The following is a 16,173-nucleotide window of genomic DNA, read 5'->3' as shown; positions in this document are numbered from 1 at the left end:
GTCAGGCGCCGTTCATCCGGTTGGCGGTGTGGACGGCGCGGAGGACGGCCGCGGCCTTGTTCCGGCACTCGTTGTCCTCGGCGACGGGATCCGAGTCGGCGACGACACCCGCTCCGGCCTGCACATACGCGGTTCCGTCGCGGAGCAGGGCGGTGCGGATGGCGATGGCCGTGTCCGCGTCGCCGGCGAAATCGAGATAACCGACACATCCGCCGTACAGGCCGCGCCGGGAGGGTTCGAGCTCCTCGATGATCTGCATCGCGCGGGGCTTGGGCGCGCCGGAGAGCGTGCCGGCCGGGAAGCAGGCGGTGAGGACGTCGAAGGCGGTCCTGCCCTCGGCGACCCGGCCGGTCACGGTGGAGACGATGTGCATGACGTGCGAGTAGCGCTCGACGGACATGAAGTCGACGACCTCGACGGAGCCGGGCGCGCAGACGCGGCCGAGGTCGTTGCGGCCGAGGTCGACGAGCATGAGGTGCTCGGCGCGCTCCTTGGGGTCGGCGAGCAGTTCCTCGGCGAGGTCGTGGTCCTCCTGAGGGGTGGCACCGCGGTGCCGGGTGCCCGCGATCGGGTGGAGCAGCGCGTGCCCGTCCTCGACCTTGACCAGGGCTTCGGGGCTGGATCCGACGACGTCGAAGCCGTTCTCGAAGCGGAAGAGGTACATGTACGGGGACGGGTTGGTGGCCCGCAGGACCCGGTAGACGTCGAGCGCGGAGGCGGTGCAGGGGGTCTCGAAGCGCTGCGAGGGCACGACCTGGAAGGCCTCGCCGGCCCGGATGCGCTCCTTGATGTCCTCGACGGCGTCCTGGTAGGCCGCTCCGCCCCAGAGCGCGGAGAACTCGGGGAGCGCGGAGGCGGGCAGGGCGGTGGGGGCGGTGGCGACCGGGCGGGCCAGGTCGGCCTCCATGGCGTCGAGGCGGGCGACGGCGTGCGCGTACGCCTCCTCGACGCCGGTCTCCAGGTCGTTGTGGTTGATCGCGTTGGCGATCAGCAGGACCGAGCCGTCCCAGTGGTCGAGGACCGCGAGGTCGCTGGTGAGGAGCATGGTGAGCTCGGGGAGTTCGAGGTCGTCCCGGGTGGAGTCGCCGATCTTCTCCAGGCGGCGGACGATGTCGTAGCCGAGGTAGCCGACCATGCCTCCGGTGAACGGGGGCATGCCGGACGCGAGGTCGCGGGGGGTGTGGAGGGTCTCGACGGTGGCGCGCAGGGCCTGGAGCGGGTCGCCGTCGGTGGGGACGCCGACGGGCGGGGTGCCCAGCCAGTGGGCCTCGCCGTCCCGCACCGTCAGGGTGGCGTCGCTGCGGACGCCGATGAAGGAGTACCGGGACCAGCTCCGGCCGTTCTCCGCGGATTCGAGGAGGAAGGTGCCGGGCCGTTCGGCGGCGAGCTTGCGGTAGAGCCCGACCGGGGTGTCGCCGTCCGCGAGCAGCCTGCGGCTGACGGGGATGACGCGGCGGTCGGCCGCCAGCTTGCGGAAGGTGTCGAGATCCATGGCGCCAGACCCTACTCGGATACGGGGTCCGCGTCGGACCCGGAGACGGGGAGCACGTCGGCGTCGAAGCAGGTCCGGTCGCCGGTGTGGCAGGCGGCTCCGACCTGGTCGACCTTGACGAGGACGGTGTCGGCGTCGCAGTCGAGGGCGACGGACCTGACGTGCTGGACGTGGCCGGAGGTGTCGCCCTTGACCCAGTACTCCTGGCGGCTGCGGGACCAGTAGGTGCAGCGGCCGGTGGTGAGGGTGCGGTGGAGGGCCTCGTCGTCCATCCAGCCGAGCATCAGCACCTCGCCGGTGTCGTACTGCTGGGCGATGGCGGGGACGAGCCCGTCGGGGCCGCGCTTGAGGCGCGCGGCGATGGCCGGGTCGAGGTCGCTGGGGGTCCGGGGCGTGCTGCTCATGGCGCCATTGTGCCGCGACCTGGAGGGGTGTCCGGCGGGGCGTCCACTGGGCGGACCGGCGGCACCCGCCGTACGCTGGCGGTCATGTCGACCCATGCCAAACGTGAACGGCTTCTGCTCGCCGACCTGTTGGAGGCGGCGGGTCCCGATGCGCCGACGCTCTGCGAGGGCTGGCGGACCCGGGACCTCGCCGCCCATGTGGTGGTGCGGGAGCGGCGTCCGGACGCGGCGGCCGGTTCGCTCGTACCGGCGCTGAAGGACCGGCAGGACCGGGTGCAGGCGGAGTTCGCCGACAAGCCGTACGAGGAGCTGATCCAGCTCATCCGGACGGGGCCGCCGCGGTTCTCGCCGTTCACGATCAAGCAGGTGGACGAGGGGGCGAACGTCGTCGAGTTCTACGTCCACGCCGAGGACGTGCGCCGTGCGCAGCCCGAGTGGTCGGCGCGGGAGCTCGACCCGGTCTTCTCCGACGCCCTCTGGTCCCGTCTGGAGCGCAGCGCCCGTCTGCTGGGCCGGAAGGTCCCGGTGGGCCTGGTGCTGCGCCGGCCGAACGGCCAGACGGCGGTGGCGCACCGGGGCACGCCCGTGGTGACGGTCTCCGGGGAGCCGGGCGAGCTGACGATGTACCTGTTCGGCCGCCAGGGCTCGGCCAAGGTGGAGCTGGACGGGGAGCCGGAGGCGATCGAGCGGCTGAAGGAGACGAAGCAGCTGGGGCTCTGAGCGGTCAGCGGGGCAGCTCGGCCCGCCGGACGGCGGCGACCGCGAGGGCGCAGAGCCCGGCGAGGGCGCAGACCGACGCGCTCGCGACGTACACCGTCCCGATGCCCCACAGCTCGATCGCCGCGCCGGTGAGCGGGAAGCTGAGCGGCGCGAGGCCGAGGCTCATGAGGCTGGAGACGGCGGTGACGCGGCCGAGGTAGGCGGGGTCGCACTCGGTCTGGAGGAGGGCGTTGCACAGCGCCCCGGAGAGTCCGGCGAGCAGGCCGACGACCAGGGCCACGGCGACCGCCGCGGCCAGGTGGGAGGCGAAGGCGAGGGCGCCGACGGCGACGGCGCCCAGCGTCATGGTCCAGCCGCTGACGGCTCCCGCGCGCGGCACGCGCCCCCACACGGTCAGGAGCAGCGAGGCGGCGCCCGCGCCCGTGCCGAAGCCGGCGAGGATCCAGCCGATGCCCGAGGCGCCCCAGCCCCGCTGGTCGGACAGGACGGCGAGGCCGACGTTGAAGGGCCCGACGAAGCCGAGGTCGCTGAGGAGTACGACGATCATCAGCGGGCCCAGGACGCGGTGACCCCGCAGGTAGCGCAGTCCGTCGGCGAGGTCGCGCAGGGCGGTGCCGTCGCGGGCCTCGCCGGCGGTGGGCAGCGGCCGGAGGCGGAGCGCGCAGAGCAGGGGTATCGAGAGGGCGAAGAGCAGTCCCGCGACCCCGAAGGCGGTGGCCGGGCCGCCGAGGGCGACGGCGAGGCCGCCGAGCGGACCGCCGAGGACGGCGCCGAGGCGGGAGGAGAGGCCTCGCATGCCCTGGACGCGGGCGAGCTGGCCGCGTCCGGTGATGCGCGGCGGCAGGGCTCCGACGGCGGGCAGGAAGAGGGCGTCGACGACACCGAAGACCAGGGCGACGGCGGCGAGCGCCCAGAGGCCGGGCGCGGCGAGGAGCAGCACCGCGGCGAGGCCGAGGACGACCACGCAGCGGACGGTGTCGGAGGCGATGACGACCCGGCGCGGGCCGATGCGGTCGGCGATCACGCCCCCGAAGAGCATGAGCAGGGCGCGGGGCACGGCCGAGACGGCCAGCACGAGCCCGGCCTGGGCGGGTGTGCCGGCGCTGACGGCGGTCCAGGAGAGGGCGAGGTAGTAGACGCTGTCGCCGAGGGTGGAGGCGGTGTGGGCGCCGAGCCAGCGCAGGACCTGGGGGTCGCGGTGGGCGGGCCGCTCGACGGCGGCGGGTGCCGGGGCGGTGTCGGTGGCGGTCATGAGCGGTAGGGGAAGCCGTTGAGGTGGATGGCGACGTTCTCGCGGCCCTCGTTGTCGCCGGCGGCCTCGGCGGCGCGGGCCCGCTGGTCGTACTTCCGCAGGACGGCGTCGAGTTCGGCGCCGAGGGCGGTGAGCTCCTCCGCGGTGAGGCGGGGCAGCCACTCGGCGCTGAGGGCGGCGGAGCGCCAGGCGTCGGGCCAGGTGTGCCGCTCGTCGAGGTACCGGGCGTACATCCGGGTGCGCTGCTCGTCGACCGTACGGCCGAAGGCGGCGCTCGCGGCGGCCAGCTCGGGGGCGTCGCGGAGGTCCTCGTCGTGGATGCTGAAGCCGTACGAGCTCGGCTGCCACCAGCGCTCCCGGCCGTCCGTCGACCGGCTCTCGGCCTCCTCGATGAGGCCGTGCTCGGCGAGCTTGCGCAGGTGGTAGCTGACCAGTGAGACCGCCTCGTCGACCTGGTCGGCGAGCTGGGACGCGGTGGCGGTGCGGGCGACGAAGAGGGCGCGGTAGAGGCGCATCCGCAGCGGGTGCGCGATGGCTTTCAGGGTGCCGAGATCGGTGATCCGGCGGTGCTCCGGCGAGGTCATGACATCGACCCTAGATACGAAGGGAAAATTGCGCAACGAAAATTGCGCAACAGATCCTGCGTGTCCGGGGAAAGAGAAAGGGCCCCCGAAGGAGCCCTTCCCCAAGCGGAATGCCGGATCAGCGGACCGGGTGGCCGGCCGCCCGCAGCTCGTCCTTGACCTGGGAGATCCGCAGATCACCGAAGTGGAAGACGGAAGCCGCGAGCACCGCGTCGGCGCCCGCCGCCACCGCCGGCGGGAAGTCGGCGAGCTTGCCCGCTCCCCCGCTGGCGATCACCGGCACGGTCACGTGCTTGCGCACGGCCGCGATCATCTCCGTGTCGTAGCCGTCCTTGGTGCCGTCGGCGTCCATCGAGTTGAGCAGGATCTCGCCCGCGCCCAGCTCGGCGGCCCGGTGCGCCCACTCGACGGCGTCGATGCCGGTGCCCTTGCGGCCGCCGTGCGTCGTCACCTCGAAGGAGCCGGAGGCCGTGCGCCGGGCGTCGACCGACAGGACGAGCACCTGGCGGCCGAAGCGCTCGGCGATCTCCTGGATCAGCTCGGGGCGCGCGATGGCGGCGGTGTTGACGCCCACCTTGTCGGCGCCGGCCCGCAGCAGCTTGTCGACGTCCTCGGCCGCGCGGACCCCGCCGCCGACCGTGAGCGGGATGAAGACCTGCTCGGCGGTGCGGCGCACCACGTCGTAGGTGGTCTCCCGGTTGCCCGAGGAGGCCGTGATGTCGAGGAAGGTCAGCTCGTCGGCGCCCTCGGCGTCGTACAGCTTGGCCATCTCGACGGGGTCGCCGGCGTCCCGCAGGTTCTGGAAGTTGACGCCCTTGACGACCCGGCCGTTGTCCACGTCCAGGCAGGGGATCACGCGTACGGCGAGGCTCATGCCGCACCACCCCGCTGTCCTTCCGCGCGGAACGCCTCGACCTCGACCTCGACGACCAGGCTGGGGTCGACGAAACCGGAGACGATGATCATCGAAGCGGCCGGGCGGACGGCGTCGAACAGCTCCTTGTGGGCGCGGCCGACCTCGTCCACGTCCCGGGCGTGGGTGAGGTACATCCGGGTGCGGACGACGTCCTCCGGGCCCAGACCGAGCTGCTTCAAGGCCTCGAACGCGACGTTGAAGGAGTTGACCGTCTGGTCGTACGGGCCTCCGCCGGCGATCTGGCCGCCGACCACGGACGTGCAGCCGGCGACGAGGACCAGGCCGTTCGGCAGCTCCACCGCGCGGGAGTAGCCGAACTGCTCCTCCCAGGGGGCGCCGGTGACGACCTTCTTCACGCCGTCGGTCATACGGCCGCCACCGCCTCCAGGGCCTCTTCGAGGGTGAAGGCCTTGGCGTACAGCGCCTTGCCGACGATCGCGCCCTCGACGCCGAGCGGCACCAGGCCGGACAGGGCCCGCAGGTCGTCCAGGGACGACACGCCGCCGGAGGCGACGACGGGCTTGTCGGTGGCCGCGCAGACGTTCTTCAGGAGCTCCAGGTTGGGGCCCTGGAGGGTGCCGTCCTTGGCGATGTCGGTGACGACATAGCGGGAGCAGCCCTCGGAGTCGAGGCGGGCGAGGGTCTCGTAGAGGTCGCCGCCGTCGCGGGTCCAGCCGCGGCCGCGCAGGGTCGTGCCGCGGACGTCGAGGCCGACGGCGATCTTGTCGCCGTGCTCGGCGATGACCTTGGCGACCCACTCGGGGGTCTCCAGGGCGGCGGTGCCCAGGTTGACGCGGGTGCAGCCGGTGGCGAGCGCCGCGGCGAGCGAGGCGTCGTCGCGGATGCCGCCGGAGAGCTCGACCTTGATGTCCATGGCCTGGGCGACCTCGGCGATCAGCTGCCGGTTGTCGCCGGTGCCGAAGGCGGCGTCGAGGTCGACGAGGTGCAGCCACTCGGCGCCGGAGCTCTGCCAGGCGAGGGCCGCTTCGAGCGGGGAGCCGTAGGAGGTCTCGGTGCCGGACTCGCCGTGCACGAGACGGACGGCCTGGCCGTCGCGGACGTCGACGGCGGGGAGGAGTTCAAGCTTCTGAGCCATGATCAGAGGGTCTCGATCCAATTGGTGAGGAGCTGGGCTCCGGCGTCGCCGGACTTCTCGGGGTGGAACTGGGTGGCCCACAGGGCGCCGTTCTCGACGGCGGCGACGAAGGGCTCGCCGTGGGTGGCCCAGGTGACCTTGGGGGCGCGGATGTTCTTGTTGCCGACTTCGAGGGTCCACTCGCGCACCGCGTAGGAGTGCACGAAGTAGAACCGGGCGTCGGCGTCGAGGTCCGCGAACATCTCGGTGTCCTGCGGCGCTTCGACCGTGTTCCAGCCCATGTGGGGGACGACGGGGGCGTTCAACGGTTCGACCGTACCGGGCCACTCGTCGAGGCCCTCGCTCTCCACGCCGTGCTCGAAGCCGTGCGCGAAGAGGATCTGCATGCCGACGCAGATGCCCATGACCGGGCGGCCGCCGGAGAGCCGGCGGCCGATGATCCAGTCGCCGCGCGCGTCCTTCAGCCCCTGCATGCAGGCGGAGAAGGCGCCGACGCCGGGGACGAGGAGTCCGTCCGCGTTCATCGCGGTGTCGTAGTCGCGGGTGATCTCGACGTCGGCGCCGACCCGGGCGAGGGCGCGCTCGGCCGAGCGCACGTTGCCGAAGCCGTAGTCGAAGACGACGACCTTCCTGGGGGTGCTCGCGGTCATGCCCACACGTCCAGCCGCAGCACACCGGCGACCAGGCACATCGCGGCGCCGAAGGCGACGAGCGCGATGAGGCCCTTGGGCATCTGCTGCTTGACGAAGGAGTAGATGCCGCCGAGCAGGAACAGCCCGACGACGATGAGGATGGTGGAGAGGCCGTTCACGATCAGAGCGCGCCCTTCGTGGAGGGGAGGATTCCGGCAGCGCGCGGGTCACGCTCGGAGGCGTAGCGGAGGGCGCGGGCGAAGGCCTTGAACTGGCACTCCACGATGTGGTGGGCGTTGCGCCCGTACGGCACGTGGATGTGCAGCGCGATCTGGGCCTGGGCGACGAAGGACTCGAAGATGTGCCGGGTCATCGTCGTGTCGTACGAGCCGATCATCGGCGCCATGTTCTCGGGCTCGGTGTGCACGAGGTACGGGCGGCCGGAGAGGTCGACGGTCACCTGGGCGAGCGACTCGTCCAGCGGGACGGTGCAGTTGCCGAAGCGGTAGATGCCGACCTTGTCGCCGAGGGCCTGCTTGAAGGCGGCGCCGAGGGCGAGGGCGGTGTCCTCGATGGTGTGGTGCGAGTCGATGTGCAGGTCGCCGTCGGTCTTGACGGTGAGGTCGAACAGACCGTGCCGGCCGAGCTGGTCGAGCATGTGGTCGTAGAACCCGACCCCGGTCGACACGTCGACCTTTCCGGTGCCGTCGAGGTCGATCTCGACGACGACGGAGGTCTCCTTGGTGGTGCGCTCTACGCGGCCTACGCGGCTCATCGCTCCTGCTCCTTCATCAATTCACGAACCGCGTCGAGGAACGCGTCGTTCTCTTCGGGGGTGCCGGCGGTGACCCGCAGCCATCCCGGTACGCCGTTGTCCCGGACCAGGACGCCCCGGTCGAGGATCCGCTGCCAGGCCGCGTGCGTGTCGGGGAACTTCCCGAACTGCACGAAGTTGGCGTCCGAATCGGTGACCTCGTAGCCGATCCCGCGCAGCTCGGTGACGAGCCGGTCGCGCTCGGCCTTGAGCTGCTCGACGTACCCGAGGAGGGTGTCGGTGTGCTCCAGGGCGGCGAGCGCGGTCGCCTGGGTGACGGCGGAGAGGTGGTACGGCAGCCGGACCAGCTGGACGGCGTCGACCACGGCCGGGTGGGCGGCGAGGTAGCCGAGCCGCAGTCCGGCGGCGCCGAAGGCCTTGGACATGGTCCGGGAGACCACCAGGTTCGGGCGGCCCTCGATGAGGGGCAGCAGCGAGTCCCGGTGGCTGAACTCCACGTACGCCTCGTCCACGACGACCAGGGACGGCTTGGCCGCCTGCGCCGCCTCGTACAGGGCGAGGACGGTGTCGGCCTCGACGGCGGTGCCGGTGGGGTTGTTGGGCGAGGTGATGAACACGACGTCGGGCCGGTTCTCGGTGATCGCCGCGACGGCCGCCGCCACGTCGAGGGTGAAGTCCTCGCCGCGCGGGCCGGAGATCCAGCCGGTGCCGGTGCCGCGGGCGATCAGCGCGTGCATCGAGTACGAGGGCTCGAAGCCGATCGCGGTGCGCCCCGGGCCGCCGAAGGTCTGCAGCAGCTGCTGGAGGACCTCGTTGGACCCGTTGGCCGCCCAGACGTTCTCCAGGGCGACCGGGTGCCCGCCGGTCCGGGTGAGGTAGCGGGCGAGCTCGGTGCGGAGCTCGACCGCGTCCCGGTCGGGGTAGCGGTTGAGGCCGCGGGCGGCCTCGGCGACGCGCTCCGCGATGCGGGCCACGAGCGGCTCGGGCAGCGGGTACGGGTTCTCGTTGGTGTTCAGCTGGACGGGGACGTCGAGCTGGGGCGCTCCGTAGGGGGACTTGCCCTTCAGCTCGTCCCGGACGGGGAGCTCGTCCCAAGGGGATCGATCGCTGATTCCGGTCACTTGGTCTCCGGCACCTTCCATCCGAACCTGGCCTTGATCGCCGCGCCGTGGGCGGGGAGGTCCTCCGCCTCGGCGAGGGTCACCACGTGGTGGGCGACGTCGGCGAGCGCGTCGCGCGTGTAGTCCACGATGTGCACCCCGCGCAGGAAGGACTGCACGGAGAGGCCCGAGGAGTGGCAGGCGCAGCCGCCGGTGGGCAGGACGTGGTTGGAGCCCGCGCAGTAGTCGCCGAGGGAGACGGGCGCCCAGGGGCCGACGAAGATCGCGCCGGCGTTGCGGACCCGGTCGGCGACGGCCGCCGCGTCACGGGTCTGGATCTCCAGGTGCTCGGCGCCGTACGCGTCGACGACCTTGAGGCCGTCGGCCAGGTCGCGGACGAGGACGATCGCGGACTGGCGTCCCGCCAGGGCCGGGACGATCCGGTCGTCGACGTGCTTGGAGGCGGCGACCTGGGTCTTCAGCTCGGCCTCGGTGGCGGCGGCCAGCTCGTCCGAGTCGGTGACGAGGACGGAGGCGGCCATCGGGTCGTGCTCGGCCTGGCTGATGAGGTCGGCGGCGACGTGCACGGGGTCGGCGGTGGAGTCCGCGAGGATCGCGATCTCCGTCGGGCCGGCCTCGGCGTCGATGCCGATCCGGCCCTTGAGGAGGCGCTTGGCCGCGGCCACGTAGATGTTGCCGGGGCCGGTGACCAGGTTGACGGGGGCGCAGCCGGGCTCGCCGTCCGTCCCCTCCGTGCCGTACGCGAACATGGCGACGGCCTGGGCGCCGCCGGCGGCGTACACCTCGTCGACGCCGAGCAGGGCGCAGGCGGCGAGGATCGTCGGGTGCGGAAGCCCGCCGAACTCCTTCTGCGGGGGCGAGGCGATGGCCACGCCCTCGACGCCGGCCTCCTGGGCCGGGACGACGTTCATCACGACGGAGGACGGGTAGACCGAGCGGCCGCCCGGCACGTACAGACCGACGCGCTCGACCGGGATCCACTTCTCGGTGACCGTGCCGCCGGGGACGACCTGGGTGGTGTGGGTGGTGCGGCGCTGCTCGCGGTGGACGAGGCGGGCGCGCCGGATGGACTCGTCGAGGGCGGCGCGGACGGCCGGGTCGAGCTCGTCGAGGGCGCGGGTGATCGCCTCGGCGGGCACGCGCAGCGACGGGACGCGGACGCCGTCGAATTTCTCCCCGTAGTCGATCACCGCGGCCGCGCCATGATGCCTGACGTCCTCGCAGATCGGCCGCACCGTCTCCAGGGCGGCTTCCACGTCGAACTCGGCACGGGGCAGCAGGTCGCGCAGGGCGGAACCCTCGGGGAGGGCCTCGCCGCGCAGATCGATTCGAGAGATCACGGGTCAATTCTCGCAGACGGCCCACAGCGCCGGTCGCCCGTATCAATGGCTGATACGGGCCACACTGGCGTCTTGTCGCCACTCCTGACCGTTAGCGTTCAGCCCGTCACTCAGCGGGAAGAACGGCTGTACGAATCCACGGGGCACCGGAAACCGATCGAAACCGGAATCGCGGAATCGTGCGAGCGGATCGTGGAAAGCGAGGGGGGCGGCAGTGACCGAGCCGCACGAGGACGGGATGCCGGACGGTCTCACGGGCCCGGAGCGGGCCGTGTGGCGGGCGTTCGTCGTCGGCAGGACGTGCGATCTGACGGAGGGGGTCGCGGAGCGGGACGACCCCTTCGGGGCACGGGACTGGGGGGAGGAGCGGAGCGTCCGCGCCGATGTGGTGGCGCTGCTGCTGCTCGCCGGGCCGCCGGCCCGGTCCGGGCGGGTGGCCGCGCTGAAGCTGCGCGGGGTGCGGATCACCGGCGTGCTGAACCTGGCGGGCGGGACGATAGGGCCGTACGTCGAGCTGCACGGCTGCCGGTTCGACGGCGAGGTGGTGCTGCCGGAGGCCAGGTTCGGCACGCTGCGGATGGTCGAGTGCGCGCTGCCGCGGCTGGAGGCGGCCCGGCTGCACACCGAGGGGGACCTGCATCTGCCGCGCTGCCGGGTGCGGTGGGGCATCCGGCTCACCGACGCGCAGATCGGCACGGACCTGCTCGTCAACCAGATCCAGGTGTGGCCGGACCGGCGCGGCCGGGCCATCACCGCGGACGGCCTGGTGGTCGCCCAGGACCTCCAGGCCGAGCTGATCGAGACGCACGGGGAGCTGAGCCTGCGCGGGGCGAAGATCGGCGTGTCGCTGAGCCTCCGGGGCAGCGTGCTGCGCGGCGCGCAGGGCCGCCGCGCGCTCAACGCGCCGCAGCTGACGGTGGAGCGCTCGCTCTATCTGAACGCGGCCTGGGTGTACGAGGAGTCGGACACCGCGGGACAGAGCACGGCCACCCCGCCGTACGGGGTGACGCCCGCCCAGGGCGCCCACCGCAAGCCGGTCGAGTTCCACGGCGGGGTGCGGCTCGACGACGGCCGCTTCGGTGACGCGGTGGACCTGCACCACGCCCGGTTCCTGCTGAGCGGGGCGCGCCGGGAGGAGGTCTCGCTGCGCCGGATCGTCACCCCGGAGCTCCGGTTCAACGGCGAGCGGCCGGAGGAGGGCCGCGTCGTGCTCAACGGCGCGAAGGTCGTCACCCTGATCGACCTGTCGACCAGCTGGCCGGGACCCGGCGGGCTCGCGATGGGCGGCTTCGCCTACGAGAACCTCGTGCCGTACGGGCACTTCCCGCTGGCCCGGCGCCTGGAGTGGGTGGCGGCGGCGACCCCGGAGTACGCCCCCGAGCCGTACGAGCGGCTGGCGACCGTGCTGCGCGCCAGCGGGGAGGACGCCGACGCCCGCGAGGTGCTGCTGGCCAAGCAGCGGCGCAGACGCGAGACCCTGCCGGTGGCGGGGAAGCTCTGGGGCTACCTCCAGGACTGGACCGTGGCCTACGGCTACCGGCCCGGCCGGGCGGCGCTGTGGATGGCCGTCCTGTGGGCGGCGGGCACGGTGGCCTTCTCCCACTACCGGCCGATACCGCTGAAGGCGGAGGAGGCCCCCGCGTGGAACGGCCCGCTGTACGCGCTCGACCTGCTGCTCCCGGTGATCAACCTCGGCCAGGACGGCTACTGGCGCCTGGAGGGGATATGGCAGTGGGCGGCGGCGGTGCTGATCCTGCTGGGCTGGATCCTGGCGACGACGGTGGCGGCGGGGGCGACCCGGCTGCTGAGCAGGGGGTGAGGCGGCGCGGCGGAGGATCGGTGGAGGCGTCGTGCTGCCGCGAAGGTTTGGTGAGCAGGGGGTGAGACCGGCTGCCGCGAAGGCGGGCGTCGGGGGACAATACGTCGCACCATGTCCTTGCTCCGAGCCCTGAGGGGCGCCGTTCGTTCGGCCCGGCACGCCCCGCGGATCGCCGCCGGGTTCGTGCCGGACGACGACGTGCTGCTCGACGCCCCGGACGAGCGGCTCGCCCCCGCCCTGGTCGCCGCCGCGCTCGCCGACCCGGAGCCCGCGGCGAAGCTGCTCGCCACCACGCGGGACGCCGGCGAGTGGGAGGACCGCGACCGGTACGTCACCCGGCTCGCCACCTTCGCGTACAGCAGGGACGGGTGGCTGAACCACTGGCTCTCCGCCGCGCCCCGCGACCCCGACGCCCTGCTCGTCACCGCGCAGCTAGCGGTCCGCCGGGCCTGGGAGTCGCCCGCGCGGGCCGAGCGGCTGCGGGAACTCGCACCGGTGATCCGGGAGATGGCCGAGGAGGCCCCGCGCGACCCGGTGCCGTGGCGGCTCGCCCTGGACCACGCGCGCGGGGCGCACGCCGGGCCCGCCGTCTTCGAGTCGCTCTGGGAGCAGGCGGTGCGCCGCTCCCCGCACCACTACGGCTGCCACGTCGCGGCGCTCAAGTACCTGTCGGCGCAGTGGTACGGCTCGCACCGGGCCGCCTTCGACTTCGCCGAGCAGGCGGCCGACGACGCCGCCCCGGACTCGCTCGTCCGGGCGCTGCCGGTCCGCGCCGCCCATGACCTGCTCCGGGTGGCGCCGGACCGGGACCCGTCCGTGCCGGGGGCGCGGACCGACCGGGCGGCGGACCGGGCCCTGGCCCTGTCGGCGGTCTTCCCGTCCGGCGACCCGTGGCCCGCCGAGGTCCGCAACCTGCTGGCGTACGTCCTGGTGGAGCGGGCCCGCTGGGAGGAGGCCCGGGAGGAGTTCGGCCGGATCGGGGTCCACGCGACCTCCTTCCCGTGGGGAGCCGGGCGGGGACCTGTACGGGAGGACCCTCCTGCGGGCTCCCGGGTCCGCCCGGGCAGGGGGGATCCGCTGCTCCGGTTCCTCGCCGCACGGGACACGGTCAGGACCGAGCTGGCCCGCCGGACCCCTCTCTGGGACACCGGAGGGGGACGGGCCGGACGGGACGGGCCCGGCGGCCACTAGGCTGACCGCTGTGACCACCGCTCGCCTGCCTCTCTTCCCGCTCAACGCGGTGCTGTTTCCGGGCCTCGTGCTGCCGCTGAACGTCTTCGAGGAGCGTTATCGCGCCATGATGCGCGAGCTGCTCACGATCGACGACGCGGAGCCGCGCCGCTTCGCCGTCGTCGCCATCCGCGACGGCCGCGAGGTGGCCCCGACGGCCCCCGGCATGCCGGACCAGACGGCGCTGCCGGAGAAGGGCCCGGCCGCGGGCTTCGGCTCCGACCCCATCCAGTCCTTCCACCGGGTCGGCTGCGTCGCCGACGCGGTGCAGATCCGGGAGCGCGCCGACGGCAGCTTCGAGGTGACGGTCACCGGGACGACCCGGGTGAAGCTGCTGTCCGTCGACGCGAGCGGGCCGTTCCTGGTCGCCGAGGTCGAGGAGATCCCCGAGGAGCAGGGCGAGGAGGCCGGCAGCCTCGCGGAGGGCGTGCTGCGGGCCTTCCGCAGCTACCAGAAGCGGCTGGCCGGGGCGCGCGAGCGCTCGCTGACCACGAGCGAGCTGCCGGACGACCCCTCGGTGGTGTCGTACCTGGTCGCGGCCGCGGCGGTGCTCGACACGCCGTCGAAGCAGCGGCTGCTGCAGGCCCCGGACACGGCGACCCGGCTGCGCGAGGAGCTGGCGCTGCTGCGCGCGGAGACGGCGGTCCTCCGGCATCTGCCGTCGCTGCCGGTGGTGGACCTGACGCAGGCCCCGACATACCCGAACTGAGGAAGAGCGCGCGCGTGGCGAAGAAGCAGAAGAAGAACAGCGGGGGCACTCCGGCGACGGTGGCCCTGGCCGCGGCCGGCACCCCGTTCACCCTGCACGCGTACGAGCACGACCCGTCCTCCCCCTCGTACGGCGAGGAGGCGGCCGAGGCCCTCGGCGTCTCCCCGGACCGGGTCTTCAAGACCCTGGTGGCGGACGTCGACGGCGAGCTGACGGTCGCGGTGGTCCCGGTCGCCGGCCAGCTCGACCTGAAGGCCCTGGCCTCGGCGGTCGGCGGCAAGCGGGCGGCGATGGCGGACCCGGCGGCGGCCGAGCGCACCACGGGCTACGTGCGGGGCGGCATCTCCCCGCTGGGCCAGCGCAAGCGGCTCCGTACGGTCCTCGACGCCTCCGCCTCGGACCACGCGTCGATCTGCATCTCGGCGGGCCGGCGGGGCCTCGAGGTGGAGCTCGCCCCCGGGGACCTGGCCGCGCTCACGTCGGCGGTCGTGGCCCCGATCGGCCGCGCCTGACGACCGGGCGCGCCTGACGACCGGCCGGGGCCGTCAGCTCCGGCCAGGACCCGGCGTGTACGCCTTCGGCTGGTCCCACGCCTCGGGCTCCGGGTCGCGCGGGCCGAAGAGGGCCGTGAGCCCCAGGTGCACGATCATCGCGGCGAGCGGCCAGGCCAGCATCGCGGCGGCCCCCAGGTTCAGTTCGAGCGGCGCCTCGAAGGCCACGTTGGGGCCGACCGCCTTCGCGTGGGCGACGACGTCGCTCGTGGGGCCGAAGTAGGTCCCGAGGCCCCAGGCGAGCAGCGAGCCCAGGACGCCGCCGAGCGCGAGGCCGATCACCAGCGGGACACCGCCCTTGCGGCGGGCGAGGAAGACGACGAGCGCGGCGACCGCGCCGAAGGCCAGCGCGAGCAGGACGAACGTTCCGTCCGAGCCGATCGCCGCCTCCCCCTCCGAGTTGCGGAGGTAGACGCCCTTGCCGTCCGAGATGAGCAGGACCCGCGGGGCCAGGTTCAGCCACAGCACTCCGAGCACCGCCCCGGCGATCGCCGAGACGAGGGTCACCAGGACGCCCTGAAGGACCTCGGCCGCCGTGATCCGGTCCCCGGACGGGCCCAGCATCGGCGGGGGCGGCGGGGGCCAGTCGGGGTCGTGCGGCGGTGGCTGGTGAGGCGGAGTCAGAGGTGCGGTCACCCCGCCATCGTGCCAGGTGTGCCCGTGGCCCGCCTCAGCGGACGGCTGCCCGCCGGTACGCCCAGGTGGCGAGGGCCAGCGAGACCACGCCGACCACCCCGCACACGGCGAGGTCGAGGGCGACGGCCGCCCAGTCGGGATCGCGGTCGAAGGTGCGGGCCAGGGCCTCCACGCCGTAGGTCGACGGCAGCAGGTCCCGGGCCCAGCCGACGGGCTGCGGCAGCCGCTCCGCCGGGAGCACGCCGAGGAGCAGCGCCGCGGACATGCCGAGCTGGCCGAGGAGGGTGGCCAGCTCCTGCCGGGGCGCGAGGAGGCCGAGCGCGGCGCCGAGGCCGGCGAGCGCGGCACCGGCGAGCGGGACGACGGCGGCGAGGATCCAGAGATGGCTGAGCGGCAGCCCGAAGAGCACGGAGCCGGCCACGGCGGTGAACACGGTCCCGGGCACCGTGAAGGAGGCGTACGCGCCCGCCGCGCCGAGCACGACGGCGGCCGGCGGCACGGGCAGGGTGGCGTAGTGGTCGAGGCCGCCGGTGGCCCGCAGCTGGCCGAAGTACTGGGCGAGCAGGTTGAGCGCGACGAAGGCGACGACGAGGACGGTGGAGCCGGCCACGACGGCGCGCGCCTCGGAGCCCCCGTCGACCACCCCGCGCATCAGGACCATGATCCCGATGGACTGGAAGGTCGCGACGAAGAGCAGCGGGATGCGGGCGACCCGGGCGCGGGAGAGCTGCGCGCGGTAGACGGCGGCCAGGGCAGGCAGCAGCCGGGCGCTCGGGGCGAGGGGGGCGGCCTCGTCGGCGGCGGCGCCGGCGCGGACGGCAGGCGCGCCGGTCGGCAGGGCCTCTGCGGGCACGGTGCTCACTGCGTACAGCTCCTGGGGGTGACGTGCGGTACGG

19 protein-coding genes are annotated in these 16,173 nt (G+C 73.5%); 5 read left to right on the top strand and 14 right to left on the bottom strand.

The window, feature by feature from the left end; translation table 11 throughout:
- Position 1: 1 nt before the first annotated feature.
- Together AMK27_RS33450 and hisI are read right to left on the bottom strand one after the other, a co-directional pair.
- A complete protein-coding gene (locus tag AMK27_RS33450) occupies positions 2-1,492 on the bottom strand; it encodes an anthranilate synthase component I (RefSeq protein WP_073916876.1) in 1,491 nt (496 codons plus the stop codon).
- 11 nt (positions 1,493-1,503) lie between these two features.
- A complete protein-coding gene (gene hisI / locus AMK27_RS33445) occupies positions 1,504-1,896 on the bottom strand; it encodes a phosphoribosyl-AMP cyclohydrolase (RefSeq protein WP_073916874.1) in 393 nt (130 codons plus the stop codon).
- An 84-nt stretch (positions 1,897-1,980) separates the two neighbouring features.
- Between hisI and AMK27_RS33440 the strand changes: the two genes are divergently transcribed.
- The gene (locus tag AMK27_RS33440; protein WP_073917368.1) at positions 1,981-2,616 is read left to right on the top strand and encodes a TIGR03085 family metal-binding protein; all 636 of its coding nucleotides are present in this window, start codon (positions 1,981-1,983) and stop codon (positions 2,614-2,616) included.
- A gap of 4 nt (positions 2,617-2,620) precedes the next feature.
- On the opposite strand, the gene AMK27_RS33435 is transcribed toward AMK27_RS33440, so the two are convergent.
- The 10 genes from AMK27_RS33435 to hisD all read right to left on the bottom strand — a co-directional run bounded on the left by AMK27_RS33435 (position 2,621) and on the right by hisD (position 10,332).
- On the bottom strand, positions 2,621-3,868 hold the full coding sequence (locus AMK27_RS33435; RefSeq protein ID WP_073916872.1) for an MFS transporter: 1,248 nt from the start codon (positions 3,866-3,868) through the stop codon (positions 2,621-2,623).
- On the bottom strand, positions 3,865-4,452 hold the full coding sequence (locus AMK27_RS33430; RefSeq protein WP_073916870.1) for an ArsR/SmtB family transcription factor: 588 nt from the start codon (positions 4,450-4,452) through the stop codon (positions 3,865-3,867). The genes AMK27_RS33435 and AMK27_RS33430 overlap by 4 nt, the downstream gene beginning before the upstream one ends.
- Positions 4,453-4,570: 118 nt before the next feature.
- Positions 4,571-5,326 (bottom strand): imidazole glycerol phosphate synthase subunit HisF, encoded by a 756-nt coding sequence (gene hisF, locus AMK27_RS33425; protein WP_073916868.1) that lies wholly within the window; start codon positions 5,324-5,326, stop codon positions 4,571-4,573.
- Positions 5,323-5,736, bottom strand: coding sequence for a RidA family protein (locus AMK27_RS33420; protein ID WP_073916866.1), 414 nt, complete (start codon positions 5,734-5,736; stop codon positions 5,323-5,325). Before AMK27_RS33420 ends, hisF begins: the two co-directional genes overlap by 4 nt.
- Positions 5,733-6,464 carry a bifunctional 1-(5-phosphoribosyl)-5-((5-phosphoribosylamino)methylideneamino)imidazole-4-carboxamide isomerase/phosphoribosylanthranilate isomerase PriA gene (gene priA, locus AMK27_RS33415; protein WP_073916864.1) on the bottom strand — a complete coding sequence of 244 codons (732 nt, stop codon included), beginning with the start codon at positions 6,462-6,464 and terminating at the stop codon, positions 5,733-5,735. Before priA ends, AMK27_RS33420 begins: the two co-directional genes overlap by 4 nt.
- Positions 6,465-6,466: 2 nt before the next feature.
- Entirely contained in the window at positions 6,467-7,114 is a 648-nt protein-coding gene (gene hisH / locus AMK27_RS33410) for an imidazole glycerol phosphate synthase subunit HisH (protein ID WP_073916861.1), read from the bottom strand.
- Positions 7,111-7,275, bottom strand: coding sequence for a hypothetical protein (locus AMK27_RS43130; RefSeq protein ID WP_187623890.1), 165 nt, complete (start codon positions 7,273-7,275; stop codon positions 7,111-7,113). The genes hisH and AMK27_RS43130 overlap by 4 nt, the downstream gene beginning before the upstream one ends.
- 2 nt (positions 7,276-7,277) lie before the next feature.
- Positions 7,278-7,871 (bottom strand): imidazoleglycerol-phosphate dehydratase HisB, encoded by a 594-nt coding sequence (gene hisB / locus AMK27_RS33405; RefSeq protein ID WP_015032911.1) that lies wholly within the window; start codon positions 7,869-7,871, stop codon positions 7,278-7,280.
- On the bottom strand, positions 7,868-8,992 hold the full coding sequence (locus tag AMK27_RS33400) for a histidinol-phosphate transaminase (RefSeq protein ID WP_374119747.1): 1,125 nt from the start codon (positions 8,990-8,992) through the stop codon (positions 7,868-7,870). The genes hisB and AMK27_RS33400 overlap by 4 nt, the downstream gene beginning before the upstream one ends.
- Positions 8,989-10,332: a histidinol dehydrogenase gene (hisD, locus tag AMK27_RS33395; RefSeq protein ID WP_073916858.1), complete on the bottom strand. Its 1,344-nt coding sequence runs from the start codon at positions 10,330-10,332 to the stop codon at positions 8,989-8,991. The genes AMK27_RS33400 and hisD overlap by 4 nt, the downstream gene beginning before the upstream one ends.
- Before the next feature lie 214 nt (positions 10,333-10,546).
- Between hisD and AMK27_RS33390 the strand changes: the two genes are divergently transcribed.
- The 4 genes from AMK27_RS33390 (at position 10,547) to ybaK (ending at position 14,602) form a co-directional block, all read left to right on the top strand.
- Positions 10,547-12,151, top strand: a complete 1,605-nt coding sequence (locus AMK27_RS33390) for an oxidoreductase (protein WP_073916857.1) — start codon at positions 10,547-10,549, stop codon at positions 12,149-12,151.
- Between the two features lie 111 nt (positions 12,152-12,262).
- Positions 12,263-13,342, top strand: a complete 1,080-nt coding sequence (locus tag AMK27_RS33385; protein WP_073916855.1) for a hypothetical protein — start codon at positions 12,263-12,265, stop codon at positions 13,340-13,342.
- 10 nt (positions 13,343-13,352) lie between these two features.
- On the top strand, positions 13,353-14,090 hold the full coding sequence (locus tag AMK27_RS33380) for an LON peptidase substrate-binding domain-containing protein (RefSeq protein WP_073916852.1): 738 nt from the start codon (positions 13,353-13,355) through the stop codon (positions 14,088-14,090).
- Positions 14,091-14,104: 14 nt separating this feature from the next.
- Entirely contained in the window at positions 14,105-14,602 is a 498-nt protein-coding gene (gene ybaK, locus AMK27_RS33375) for a Cys-tRNA(Pro) deacylase (RefSeq protein ID WP_073916849.1), read from the top strand.
- Between the two features lie 33 nt (positions 14,603-14,635).
- Here the strand turns inward: ybaK and AMK27_RS33370 are convergent, their stop codons facing one another.
- Both AMK27_RS33370 and AMK27_RS33365 read right to left on the bottom strand, forming a co-directional pair.
- A complete protein-coding gene (locus tag AMK27_RS33370; protein ID WP_073916847.1) occupies positions 14,636-15,277 on the bottom strand; it encodes a DUF2567 domain-containing protein in 642 nt (213 codons plus the stop codon).
- Between the two features lie 34 nt (positions 15,278-15,311).
- Entirely contained in the window at positions 15,312-16,139 is an 828-nt protein-coding gene (locus AMK27_RS33365; RefSeq protein ID WP_073916845.1) for an ABC transporter permease, read from the bottom strand.
- Positions 16,140-16,173: the final 34 nt, after the last annotated feature.

The sequence above is a fragment of the Streptomyces sp. CB02009 genome, assembly GCF_001905825.1.
Taxonomy (GTDB): domain Bacteria; phylum Actinomycetota; class Actinomycetes; order Streptomycetales; family Streptomycetaceae; genus Streptomyces.
Note: the sequence above shows the minus strand (reverse complement) of the source record. Positions and strands in the feature narration are given on the sequence as shown.